At 64.8% G+C, this 12,215-nt stretch carries 11 protein-coding genes and 1 tRNA gene; 7 read left to right on the top strand and 5 right to left on the bottom strand.

Annotation, left to right across the window (positions count from 1 at the left end; translation table 11 throughout):
• Positions 1-237 precede the first annotated feature (237 nt).
• From QOI01_RS21835 to QOI01_RS21825, 3 genes are all read left to right on the top strand, one after another.
• Positions 238-684 (top strand): ester cyclase, encoded by a 447-nt coding sequence (locus QOI01_RS21835; RefSeq protein WP_526384627.1) that lies wholly within the window; start codon positions 238-240, stop codon positions 682-684.
• Between the two features lie 64 nt (positions 685-748).
• A complete protein-coding gene (locus QOI01_RS21830; protein ID WP_526384625.1) occupies positions 749-2,218 on the top strand; it encodes an NAD(P)/FAD-dependent oxidoreductase in 1,470 nt (489 codons plus the stop codon).
• A 60-nt stretch (positions 2,219-2,278) separates the two neighbouring features.
• A complete protein-coding gene (locus tag QOI01_RS21825; protein ID WP_526384696.1) occupies positions 2,279-4,027 on the top strand; it encodes an aldehyde dehydrogenase family protein in 1,749 nt (582 codons plus the stop codon).
• Positions 4,028-4,054: 27 nt separating this feature from the next.
• On the opposite strand, the gene QOI01_RS21820 is transcribed toward QOI01_RS21825, so the two are convergent.
• The 4 genes from QOI01_RS21820 to mobF form a co-directional block, all read right to left on the bottom strand.
• Positions 4,055-4,330 carry a cytochrome C oxidase subunit IV family protein gene (locus QOI01_RS21820; protein ID WP_526384623.1) on the bottom strand — a complete coding sequence of 92 codons (276 nt, stop codon included), beginning with the start codon at positions 4,328-4,330 and terminating at the stop codon, positions 4,055-4,057.
• Entirely contained in the window at positions 4,330-4,920 is a 591-nt protein-coding gene (locus QOI01_RS21815) for a cytochrome c oxidase subunit 3 family protein (RefSeq protein ID WP_526384621.1), read from the bottom strand. The genes QOI01_RS21820 and QOI01_RS21815 overlap by 1 nt, the downstream gene beginning before the upstream one ends.
• Before the next feature lie 4 nt (positions 4,921-4,924).
• Complete coding sequence (locus tag QOI01_RS21810; protein WP_526384619.1) at positions 4,925-5,713, bottom strand: hypothetical protein; 789 nt, start codon at positions 5,711-5,713, stop codon at positions 4,925-4,927.
• Positions 5,714-5,907: 194 nt separating this feature from the next.
• Entirely contained in the window at positions 5,908-8,706 is a 2,799-nt protein-coding gene (gene mobF, locus QOI01_RS21805; RefSeq protein ID WP_526384617.1) for a MobF family relaxase, read from the bottom strand.
• A 366-nt stretch (positions 8,707-9,072) separates the two neighbouring features.
• On the opposite strand from mobF, the gene QOI01_RS21800 reads away from it, so the two are divergent.
• The 4 genes from QOI01_RS21800 (at position 9,073) to QOI01_RS21785 (ending at position 12,055) form a co-directional block, all read left to right on the top strand.
• Entirely contained in the window at positions 9,073-9,279 is a 207-nt protein-coding gene (locus QOI01_RS21800; RefSeq protein ID WP_526384615.1) for a helix-turn-helix transcriptional regulator, read from the top strand.
• A 73-nt stretch (positions 9,280-9,352) separates the two neighbouring features.
• The gene (locus QOI01_RS21795; RefSeq protein ID WP_526384613.1) at positions 9,353-10,516 is read left to right on the top strand and encodes a site-specific integrase; all 1,164 of its coding nucleotides are present in this window, start codon (positions 9,353-9,355) and stop codon (positions 10,514-10,516) included.
• Between the two features lie 103 nt (positions 10,517-10,619).
• On the top strand, positions 10,620-11,261 hold the full coding sequence (locus QOI01_RS21790) for a type IV toxin-antitoxin system AbiEi family antitoxin domain-containing protein (RefSeq protein WP_526384611.1): 642 nt from the start codon (positions 10,620-10,622) through the stop codon (positions 11,259-11,261).
• Positions 11,262-11,281: 20 nt separating this feature from the next.
• On the top strand, positions 11,282-12,055 hold the full coding sequence (locus QOI01_RS21785; RefSeq protein WP_526384609.1) for a nucleotidyl transferase AbiEii/AbiGii toxin family protein: 774 nt from the start codon (positions 11,282-11,284) through the stop codon (positions 12,053-12,055).
• Positions 12,056-12,098: 43 nt separating this feature from the next.
• Here the strand turns inward: QOI01_RS21785 and QOI01_RS21780 are convergent.
• Positions 12,099-12,172 (bottom strand) — tRNA-Ile (locus QOI01_RS21780).
• Between the last annotated feature and the right edge of the window lie 43 nt (positions 12,173-12,215).

Below are 12,215 nucleotides of genomic sequence, written 5' to 3'. Positions count from 1 at the left end.
GGGCGACCCAGCCGCAGACGTCGAAGTGTTGGGTGCAACGTCCGGTGGGCTGGGCGATGAAGTGGGCGACGACATTCCGCGACGGAACCACACGCGGAGATGTCGGCCAAGGGAAATCCGTCCTTTCAGCGATAAAGATCGCTCGATGGGAGGAGGCCAGTGCACCCAAGGAGGCCGGAGAATGATCCGCATCACACGAATTTGGATATCGCCAACCTTCGAATCTGAGGTCTCTTCATGCCGCTCTTGACTGCCGTTCACACCGACGCGCTCGCCGCGTACCCGGCGCGATACTTCGCGGCCTGGAATCAACGTGACACAGGGGTCGCGCTTGATCTCTTCACACCTCAGCTGAGCTGGATCGACCCGGCACTCCCCGCGGAGATGACGAGTCGAGCCGAAGCCCAAGGGTTCTTCGAAGCCGCCTGGCAGGGATTCCCCGACATCGCTTTCACGGCAGTCGGCGAACCCCTCGTGGACGCAGAAACCGGCCGGGTGGCGCACGAGTGGCGGATGACCGGCACCCACACCGGCGAAGGATTTCCGCCCGATGTTCCTGCGACTGGCAAGCCGTTCGACGTCGCAGGCACCGATGTATGGCAGGTCGACGCGGATGGCCGCGCGATATCAGTGCGGGCCTACTACGACCTGTCGACCCTCCTGGGCCAGCTCGGCCTCGCCTGACCTCTTCACCGCACCACTCCCCCGACGAACGGAATGACCTGTGAACAACGTGAATTCTCCGGCGATGCCAGACGCACTTGGCGACGTGGCCGTCGAGACTGTCGACGTCGTCATTGTCGGGGCGCGCTGCGCGGGTACCGCCGCCGCGGTTCCGCTCGCCCGTGCCGGTCGAGCGGTTGTGGTCCTCGACAAGACACGATTCCCTGCCGACACGATGTCGACGCATGTTCTCGTCCCGAATGGCGTTCAGGAACTGCAGCACATGGGAGCGCTCCGCAAGATTCTGGCTCTGGGTCCGGCCAAGACCAAGTACCTCACACTGCACGACGGCGAACTTGAGATTCGCGAGCGGTTCGCACCTTTCGGAGGTATCGACTACGGCCTGTGTATTCCGCGAGACCAGCAAGACGTGCTCCTCGTCGAAGCTGCGCGTGACGCCGGAGCGGACGTACGCGAACGATGCTCGGTGGAGCAGGTCGTGTGGCGGGATGGGCGCGCGGCAGGGGTGCGCTACCGGACGAGCGAAGGGGAATTCGAGATCCACGCCAAGCTCGTGATCGGCGCTGACGGGCGCAAGTCGCGCATCGCGGCCGAGGTGGACGCGTGGACCCCTTACCGCGCGTCGAAGAACGGCCGTGGCTTCGCGTTCCGCTACCTCGATGATCCGCTGGGCGTGGATGCACCGAGCGAGTTCCAGATATACCGAGCCAACGGCAATCAAGCTCTGGTCCTGCCGTCGTGCCCAGCGGGCCGAACACTGGTGGTCCACATGTGCCCTGCCGAGGACATTGCGGCGCACCGAGCTGACCCCGAGGGCGCCTGGCAGGCAAAGCTCGACCAAGATCCCGCTCTGCGACGCCGCATCGGCGGAGCGACCAACATGAGCAAGGTACGTAGCACCGACGACCTCTCCGCGTACTACCGCAGGTCGAGCGGAGCAGGATGGGCGCTCGCGGGCGATTCCGGGCATTTCAAGGACCCCGTCACCGGGAACGGCATGCGGGACGCGTTGAAATTCGGGCGGTTGCTCGGTGAGGCTGCCGCCGCCACGATCGACGACCCCCATGCGCTTGACGCGGCGCTTCGCGCATGGGAGCGAGCGCGCGACAAGGACACCATCTCTACCTACCACTGGGGTAACCGCGAGTCGCGTCCCGCACCGACGTCGCCGCTGGTGCGGGCAGTTCTGGGGACGTTCGCGGGCAGCGAGGAGCCGAACCTATCCGACACGTTCAACCGAGCACGTTCCGTCGAGAGCATCATCAATCCGATGCGCTTGGCCCGCGGTCTCATTCGTGCACTGAAGACACCGGGAATCGATCGCCGCGCAGTCCTGCGCGAAGTATGGGGCGAGCTCCCGATGGAAATCTCCGCCCGCCGACACCGCCTTCTAGACGGGTTTCGATCGACGAAACCCACCGCGACCGAGCGTGACGGGTGGAGTGTGGGATCTGCGCCACGGCCACCGTCGTGGCGCGCCGCCGCCAATACCGATGTACCAGCGCCCAGTCAGCCAGAGTTCGTCGCCCAATAGACGCACAAAAGAATCCCCACAGCCGAATCACGCGCGCGCATCGTGCGCACCGAAATGGAGATGATCGAATTGACCGCCGGCAACATCGTCGAATTCGGAACGGGTAAGAAGTCAACAGAAGCCGATATCGATGCAGCACTTGCAGAGTTGATCGACGGCGAGGCGCGGTGGGCCGACGTCACGCTGTCCGGACGCGCTTCGCTGCTGCAGAACGTGCTGACTCTGATGACCGCTCATGCCGACGAATGGGTGGCGACCGCGGCGGGAATCATGGGGCTCGATGCGAAATCGCCTCTCATGGGCGAAGAATGGACCTCCGGTCCATACCCGATCTTGGCTGCCTGCGCCGCACTATCTTCGACGCTTGACAAGCTCGCACGTGGGCAAAGCCCGCTTGCTGACGTCCACTTCGGCACTGCGCCCGGCAACCGAACGACCGTGCAAGTGTTACCGCTGAACTTCTTCGACAAATTGCTGCTCAACGGGTTTAGCGCACAGGTGTGGCTGAAGCCGGGAATCGACGAAGCGACCGCAAAGCGCAACGCCGGCCTCGCGCAACTCGACCCACGCCGCACGTATGGTGTCGGCGTCGTACTCGGCGCGGGAAACATCACCTCCATCGCGCCGCTTGACGCTTTCTACGAGCTGTTCGCCCACAACCGCGTCGTCGCGCTCAAACTCAATCCGATCATGGATCCCATGCTCGACGTGATGACGACCGTCCTGGCACCGCTGATCGACGCCGGTGTATTGCGAATCTTGACGGGAGCAGCAGCCGAGGGAACCTATCTGGTGCAGCACAATTCAGTGGATCACGTCCACATCACTGGAAGTTCGACGACCCACGACGCCATTGTGTTCGGCGGAGGCGAAGAGGGCGCTCAGCGCAAGAAGAACGACGAATCAATCCTCACCAAGGAAATAAGCAGCGAGCTCGGTGGCGTGTCGCCAACAATCGTCCTACCCGGAGAGTGGACCACCGCCGACATGAAGTTTCAGGCGGAACACATTGCTACGCAACGCCTCCACAACGGCGGCTATAACTGCGTCGCCGCTCAGGTGGTGGTCCTGTCGTCCGAATGGCCGCAGCGGGTAGAGTTCATCGCCGCGTTGCGGTCGGCATTCACATCGGCCCCAGCACGCACGCCGTACTACCCGGGTAGCGCAGAGCGAATTGCCGGCGCTTCCGCGTCGTACCCCCAAGGCGAACGCATTGGCGACGCTGGTGGGCGGCTGCTGGTCACCAATCTGACTCCCGAGCAATATCAGCCGATGCTGCAGACCGAGTACTTCGCGCCCGTGCTGAGTATTATCGAGCTGCCCGACGGAGGTGCTGAATTTGCTTCCCGCGCAGCACGACTCGTCAATGACGAGTTCATCGGTACGCTCGGCGTCAACATCATCGCGCAGCCCAAGACAATCAAGTCGATGGGAACGGCATTCGATCGGTTCGTCGAGAGTTTGCGCTACGGCACCGTCGCCATCAATGCGTGGACGGGCGTCGCCTACCTGACGGCAACGGCAACCTGGGGTGCGTTCCCGGGCCACACACTCGCGGACGTGCAGAGCGGAATCGGCGTCGTGCACAACGCACTGTTGATCAGCGACACCGAGCGTATGGTCGTCCGTGGACCTTTTCGGCCATCCCCACGCTCGCTGGTCAACGGCGAGATGTCGATCGCCCCGAGGCCGCCCTGGTTCGTCACCAATCGCACTGCCGCGACTACCGGGCGACTTCTTGCTCTCTTCACCGCGGCTCCTAGCTGGCGCAAACTTCCGGCGCTCTTTGCGTCCGCCCTTCGCGGTTAAGTCGCGTGAGCGCGGGATCCGACGTGCTCACGCCAATGCTGGAGTGGCGAACCAAAAGCCGAGAATCATCATCGCCACGACCGCCGGCCACGCCTCGAAGGCGACGCGCACCGCGAGCGGCGCCTGACGGAGCTCCATGAAGTCCAACACCACGTACCTGACCTTCACGGCGGCGATGAGGAAGGTCCCCACAACTGCAACGCCAGGGCTGAACCAGTCCTTGGACAGCCCCCAGGTCGTCACGCAGGTCGCCACCATCAAACCCAGCCACACCACTGTCGCTCGCTCGCGCCACACGAACATCACCGTGCCTTCAGCAGATAGAGCAGCGGGAAGAGCACTATCCACAACAGGTCGACCAGATGCCAGTACGAGGCAACGCATTCCGGCACGACACGATTCGCACTGCGGTACCCGCCGGCACGGGCCTTGGTCCACACGTACGCCAGTAGGTAGGTGCCAAACACGACGTGCAACAGGTGAATACCAGTCAGCGTGAAGTACCACATGTAGAAGTCGTTGGTGGCAGGCGTGATGCCATGCGCGAACTTCAGAAAGTACTCGAATGCCTTGGAAGCGACGAACATCAGGCCGGTGAGCACGCCACCGAGCAGGTAGCGCCGCGTCAGGTCGACGCGATCACGCTTGAGGGCCTGCACGGCAAGCGCGATGCTCCAGGAACTCGTCAACAGGATGAGAGTGTCGATCCCGCCGAAGGTGGGGTCGAGCGCCTGTCGCGAGTGGTCGAACACTGCCGGTTCACGCAGGCGGGCCTGCATGAAGCTCATGAAGAGGATGGCGAAGATGACCGCGTCCGCGCCGATCGCGACCCACAGGCCATCCACGCCGGGAAGGCGTCTCGGCCGAGCGAGGTCGACCGAGACTGCCTCCACCCGATTAGGCGTTGACACGTCCCGCGGCCACGTCCTCAGCCTTGAGCCGGTCAATTGCCTTGATGATGAAGTAGGACAGCGACGGGATCCAGAAGAACCAGGTGAAGAACGCGATCCAGAAGCTGATTACGCCGTTGAAGGCCAGCGGTCCGGTAGTCACGAACGGAATCGCACTCACGGCGAAGAAGGACGCAAACGTCACCCAACCCCACCAGACGACGGCATCCGGGACCAGCTTCTTGACCCGCTTGTCACGCATGAACACGATGCACACTGCGGCGATCTGTAGTGAAGTGACGAAGTAGGCCAAGTCGAACAGAAGCCAGCCCATCCAATAGAGCATGTGCACGATCTCCGCGCTGAGGTTGTTGACCTCATGGGCTGCGGTCAGCCAGATCGCCATGGTGACCGTAACGGGTGCGCAAGTGATGGTGCCGCCCAACATCTCCAGCTTCGACAACAAGCCACCGGGGCCTTCGATGCTCTCCATCACTCGGGCCACCGCCACACTCCACGCCATGTAGAACGCGGTCATCGTGAGGCAGACGCTCAGAGCGATCATCAGTGGCAGTCTGAATTCTTGGAAGTGGGCCTTGACCTCGGCCGGCGTCGCGCTCGGCGGGAACGGCGGCATGTTGTGAGCGAGCAAGCCCCAGAGGCCGAAGACCGCTACCAGGAAGATCGGCCCGCACCAGGCCAGAATCTTCCACGTTCGATAATCGGTTGGGAAGGATGACGAGTCGCGAGGGGCTGGCGGAGTCAAAGTCCGGCCAGAATCGATGTTCGTTGCCATGAAACCCTCCTTGCCGGTGCACGGGGCATGCACCTCACGGCGATGCCGATGTCACCATGGTCGTCCGCGGTGCCGCTGTTGACTTCCCCCGTAAGGGAACGTTTCCGGCCCACTTTGGAGTGATAACGCCGCACCTGGAGGTTTCGCGCTGATAGACGATTCCCACCAAGGAGCCCCCGGCGTCGATCGCGGGTCTATAGCTCGAGTCCTTCATCGAGGCTGCGACTGCGGTTGGCGCCGCGTGCGCGGTCTGTGGCGCACTGGTCTGCAGCCATCCGGACGGTTTGGCGCCATGCCCGGTGTTCGCCTTGTCGATGAATCAGTGCTGTCTTTCGTTGTTCCATGACGTGCTGGACGTAGGTGGGTAGCGCGTTGGTGGCGGAGCGTGCGGCGACGTCGTGTGCGGTGAGCGGTCGTTCGACCGAACGGTCGATGAGTTCGGTCAGCTGCTGGCGGGCGTCGGCGGCATCACCGCGCCACGCCGCCGGAGGTTCGGATGGTCCGTATTCCTGTTCGGTGGGGCGTTGGTAGAGGTAGGCGGTGTTACGGATGCGGCCGCGGCTCATGGCGACGTACACCAGGTTTCGGCTGGCCGTGTCGCCGAGAACGGCGTGGGTGGTGTCGGCGGTGACGCCCTGGGCGGCGTGCACGGTGGTGGCATACCCGAGGGTGACGTGTTCGGTGAGGTAGTCGCCACTGATCGCGGCGACGACGTGGTCGCCGAGTCGCCGGGCGGCGAGCCGATGGTGGGAGGGGTCGACGGCGATGACGTGCCAGCGGTTGCCGTTGCGCACGATCGGCGGGTTCTTGTCGGGCGCGTCGGCGGTTTGGTAGAGGTCGATGGTGGGGTCGTTGCGGCGGGTCAGGATGAGGTCACCGACAGCCACGCGGTGCCCGCGGCTCACCGCCACGGTGTCGGCGTCGGCGGAGATGGCGTCGTGGTGCAGGCGTTGGTTGAGCGCGTCGGACATCTCGTTGGTGTCACACATCAGCAGCGCGTCCTTTCCCGCGGCGACGTCGGCCTGGTAGGCCGCCAACGCGTCAGACGCCATGGAGATCTGGTCGCCGCAGCGCAGCCGGTCCTCGCGCTGATAGAAGCGGACTGCGCGGCGCAGCGCCGGGGGGTCGCCGTCGCGTAGTGCCAGTGAGGCGGTGCGCTCGGCGGGGTCGTGCATGCGCCAGACTTCGGAAAGGTGTTGGGCCCAGGGCAGATCGGCACAGAGCTGTTCGAACATGCCGCCGCGGGCCTTGACCGGCGCCAGCTGGTGGGCGTCGCCGACCAGGACGGTCTTGACTCGCGCCTTCGTGGTGGCGGTGAGCAGTCGGCGTAAGTCGTCGGTGCCGACCATGGCGGCCTCGTCCACCACCACCACCGTGTTCGACCGCAGGCGCAGCTCACCGTCCTTCAACAGTTGCAGGGCTTTGGCGATGGTGTAGCCCTGCTCGGCGACCCCTTCGCGCAGCGCCACGTCGACGGCTTGACCGGTGGGCGCCAGCACCAGGACGTGGGTGAAGCAGCGTTCCGCGGCGGCGCGCAGCGCGCGCATCGAGGTGGTCTTGCCCGCGCCGGCCGGCGCGGACAGCGGCTGCACCAGCCACGGCGATGCGGCGATGTTGCGTACCGCGTCGATCTGATCTTCCGACAGTGCGGCGGTGGCCGGGTCGCGGTCATCGAGTGCCCAGAGCACGGCGCGGTCATCGCGCGCATCGACCATGTCGAGCACGGCTTGTTCCTCGGCGAGGATGACGTTGAGGGTGAATCGTTCGTGGCCTTCGCGCTGATGCGCGGCGCGCGGCGCGCTCAGCCGCACTGACAGGTCGTCGACCGCGTCCTCGAGGACCGCGCGCGGTGCGCGCTCGGAATCCACCGGCAGGTGCACGCCGACGATCTCGACGAGGTCGGCGCGGGTGAACGCGGCCTTCTCGATGCGCGCTGCGGCCGCGGCGAGGCGCGCTTCGTCGAACGGGACGCGCGCCGCTGCGCGCCGCGCCGCACGCGCTTCGTCGAACCGCGCGCGGTCCAGCACTAGTCCGCGCGCGTCGCCGCGCCACTGTTCCTGCAGCGCGCTCCACGCCAGTTCTTCGGGTTTGACTGGGCGGGTGGCTTTCTGCGCGGCCGCCAACCGGGCCGCCGACAGCGGCTGCCCATCGGCGGTCAGATGCTGGGCCGCCCAGTCCCGCAACTGGGAGGAGCGCCGCGACCACGCGGTGATGGTCTCCCGCTCCACTCCGGCGACTTCGGCCATCCCGGTGCTGGGGTCGACCGGGGCCCACTCGATCCCCAGCGACTGATGCAGTTCTCGGCGCAGCGTGGCTTGATAGATCACCCCGGCCGCCTTCGCCTCGTGAAACAACGACGTCCCATCCACCGATACCAGGCGGCCATCCACGCGGGCCTGCCGATTCGGCACGACCACATGGGTATGCAGATGGGGATCCCCGCACCGGCTCGTCTCGTGCTGATACGCGACCGCTACCAGCCCGGGCAGCCGCACCAGGTCCTTCTCCCCAGTATCCGGGTTGTGCATCCGGGTGTAGCCGGCATGCCGCGCCAGATACTCCATCGCCTCACTCAGTGCGGTGGTGTGCGCGTCGGCGATCCCCTTGGCCACCACGTCGTCGGCGCGCAATGCGCGGATCAGCGACACGCTCTTGGGCGCGGCGAACGTCAGATCGAAGCCGTGCACCCCGCGCGTTCCGAAGCTGCGCCCGTGCGCGCCGTTCGGCGCGATCCCATCGTCGAGCCACCGCGCCACCACACTGGCATCGGCTTCGCCGCCGGCCCGCTGCACGTCGCTCAATCCCGTCAGCGCCGCGACGAGGTGCGCGTCACCGGCCAACAACCACACCGGGGTTCGCGTCTCGTGCTCGGAGAAGTACTCCCCCAACCCACCATTGGCACGCTGCAGATCCCGGGTCGCGCGCTGCGCCGTGCTGGCGGTGTCGATGTAGTAGTTGATCGACCACCGCTTGAGCTTCGAGATTGTCAACATCAGCGAATCCATCCACAACCGGGGCGTCGGCACCTGCTGGGCCACAACCAGTCTCGCACCCTTGTGCAAATGTGCCGAACGCTTTTTGGGGTTGGCGGATGAGGTGCGGATATCCGTAAGGACAAGGGGTGCAGTGTGTTTGGTGTGGAGTGGGAGTAAATGAGACGAGAGGCGCGTGGATTGAGGATGAAGCAAGAACGGCTGAGAACGATTGGGCATAAAGGGCGATCTGGATGTGGACCCGGTGCGCGCAGCGCGCCCATCCCCCGCGCCGAAGGGCCAGCCAATTTGCGGCGGTCGGTGTCGCCAGCGGACTTACAGTTGTGTTACCCGAATGGGGGCGGGATCGAAAAGGAAGTGACCGCCATGCATGAGAACACCGATGACAAGTGGCTAACCCGCCAGGAGCTCGCCGACCGATACGGGCTGCCCGTGAAGACCCCTGCTGAGTGGGCCTCGAAGGGAACGGGCCCGCGTTACGCCAAGTTCGGCCGGCACGTGCGCTACCTGTTGAGCGACGTAATGGACTGGGAACGAAAGCAATTCGCCGAGGAAAAACGTCACCCCGCCTGATTATCATGGTCAGATGATCGACTCGCCACGCGAAGCGGGCAGCGAGACTGCCGAGCGGCCAGGGGGATAGCCCGTGGCTGGCAGACCATCGCTGCGGATCGGCGACCACGGCAAGATCACCCGCATACGCCTCGGCAATGGAACGTGGTTGGCAAAGTGCCGCTACCGGGACCGCGACGGTGTCACCCGTATCGTCCAGCGCGTCGGACCGCCAGACGACTACGACCAATACGGCAAGCTCGCGGTCGATGCCTTAAAGGAGGCACTCGCCGAACGAAGACTGCCCACCGGCCCGGACGCCATCGGCTTAGCCACCTTGATTTCAGTGTTGGTCGACGAGCATCTGGTTCGGCTTACCGAAGACGGCCGAGCGGCCCGGACGCTGGACACCTACCGGTTCGCAACCGAGAAGCTTCAGAAGTTCATCGGCGGAGTACGGGTCGGCGAGGCGACACCAGCCCGAATCGACGCGGCCCTGCGATCGATGCGCACCGCGCACGGCGCGACGACGGCGCGACAGTCCAAGTCCGTTCTGCGCGGCGCGTTGCAGTTGGCCGTGATGGCGAATGTCCTTGGCAGCAATCCGGTCCGGGATGTCGAGACGATCAAGTCGAAGCATCGACCCCAGGGGGCGACGGCGTTGACAGCCGACCAGCTGCGAGCGCTGCTGGAACGACTGCGGGCCTCAGAGGAATGCCGCACCCTCGACCTGGTTGACCCGATCACTCTGCTGGTCGCCACCGGCCTGCGCGAGTCCGAGCTCCTCGGCCTCTTGTGGAGCGACTTCGACGCAGACACTGGAACGCTGTCGGTGACCGGGAAGGTGTTCCGCGCCACCGGGCAAGGGCTTCAGCGGCATGACACCGCCAAGAGCGAAGCCGGCTTGCGCACATTGCCACTGCCCCGATTCGCCATTGACGTCCTGACGGAGCGACGCCAGGTGCCCTTCCTCGGCGAGCAGCAGATGATCTTCGCCTCGACGGCCGGGACCCTGCGCGATCCGAACAACTTCAACAAGCAGTGGCGGCGAGTGCGAGACGGGCTTGGCGCGCCAACTGCGACTACTCACAGCTTCCGTAAGTCCCTAGCGACGTTGATCGACGATGAAGGACTGTCGGCCCGTATCGGGGCCGACCACCTGGGCCACACCAACATCTCCATGACTCAGGACAAGTACATGAGCCGCGGCCGGGTTCACACTCAAGTCGCCGACCTGCTCGATCGGTTGATTCGCTAACCCGATGGCCAGTGCGACCGATCGCTTCGGTCACCGCGCTTGCCGTAATGAGTATGCATTACGTACTCTACAAGGATACGATTTACATACTTAAGGAGCGAGAATGGTGCGGAGTCGCAGCACCCCGATGCCGCCCGCGCTCGCGCGGGCGCCGATGAAGACGATCCGTCCGCGCGACGCCGGCGAAATCTACGCTCATCCCCGCGCGCAATTGGTCCGGCTCACCGAGCGCGGGCTTCTTCACCGGGTCGCCGACGGCTACTACGTCGTCGTTCCCCAGGACATGGTGGGCCGCACCTGGACGCCGAGCTTAGAGGCCACCGCCGCGGGCATCGCTTCAGCGATCTACGGTCAAGACGACGTCGTCGTGATGGGCCCGAGCGCGGCGCGGCTGCACGGGGCGATTCCCCGCGCCCTGGCGACCGCGACGATCGCCGTGCCCCGCCAGCACCGAGAGATCGAACTGTCGGATCGGCCGGCCGTCGTCCGGTTCATCACACGTGACACAACCCGCCTGGACGCCGAGCGCATCGACACAGCCCTGGGACCAGCGTTAGTGACCACACCGGAACAGACGGTCCTCGACCTTTCCCATCGCCCAGATCTGGGCGACGTTGGAGTCGACATTCGGTCTGCAGTTGCCACGCTCTATGCCTGGAGCGACCAACAACGATTGGCCACGCTCGCATCCGACCAACATCGGATGGCGTCGCTGCGACGCGCCGAGACGTGGGCCCAATCGTGATCAGCGATGAACGCGATGCGGTGGCAGAACAATTCGGCGTTTCCACCGAGCAAGTGGAGCGTGACCACCTCATCTCACACGTGCTCGCCGTCCTCAGCACGAGCGTCGGAGATCAAGTCCAGTTCATCGGCGGCACCGCACTGGCACGCACTCACCTACCGGCCGGACGGCTCAGCGAGGACATCGACCTGATCGCCATCGATGACCGCAAACCCGTGGCCGCCGCCCTCGACTCTGCGCTCCCCCGCGCGCTTGCTCGTTCACATGGCCGGCTCACCCTCCACCCAATGTTGAGCGACGTGCCTAGCACTCGGCCGGCTATTCTTCGATCGCCGAGTGGGCTGTCCGTGAGGATTCAGCTGCTGTCCTCCCGGGACCGAGTGGTCTGGCCATCCGAGCGGCGCGTGCTCGTCCAGCGCTACACCGACGCGCCAATAGCAGAGTTGCTCGTCCCGACATTGCCAGCCTTCGCCGCATCGAAGACGTCGACGTGGGCTGACCGACAAAGCGCTCGCGACCTCTGGGATCTGTGGGCACTGAGCGAACTGGGCGCCATCGACCAACAAGCAGCGAACCTCTACCGGCGCCGCGGACCAACGAACCGGCCACCATCCGCGTGGCTGTTCACCAAGGCGCCAACCGAAGCCGAATGGCAGGCCCAGCTGGCCGGGCAGACCCGCATCACCGTCTCAGCGCACCAGGCTCTCGCCGCCGTGCGGGAGGCCTGGCGCGCGGTCGTCGAACCCCCGATGACCAGCACCCCTAGGTACCCCTCCCCTATAAACGATGAATAAACGATGACTCGAAAAATCTGATCTTGAAAAACAGCCTCTGACGTAGGGCGGGTGGGGCTCGAACCCACGACCAACGGATTATGAGTCCGCGGCTCTAACCGACTGAGCTACCGCCCCATCGCGCATCGCGCGGCAACCATGGTCGCACGCGCCCCCTCGT

The organism is Mycobacterium sp., assembly GCF_032162605.1.
GTDB lineage: Bacteria > Actinomycetota > Actinomycetes > Mycobacteriales > Mycobacteriaceae > Mycobacterium.
The sequence above is the reverse complement of the archived record's forward strand: the minus strand, read 5'-3'. Positions and strand labels throughout refer to the sequence as shown.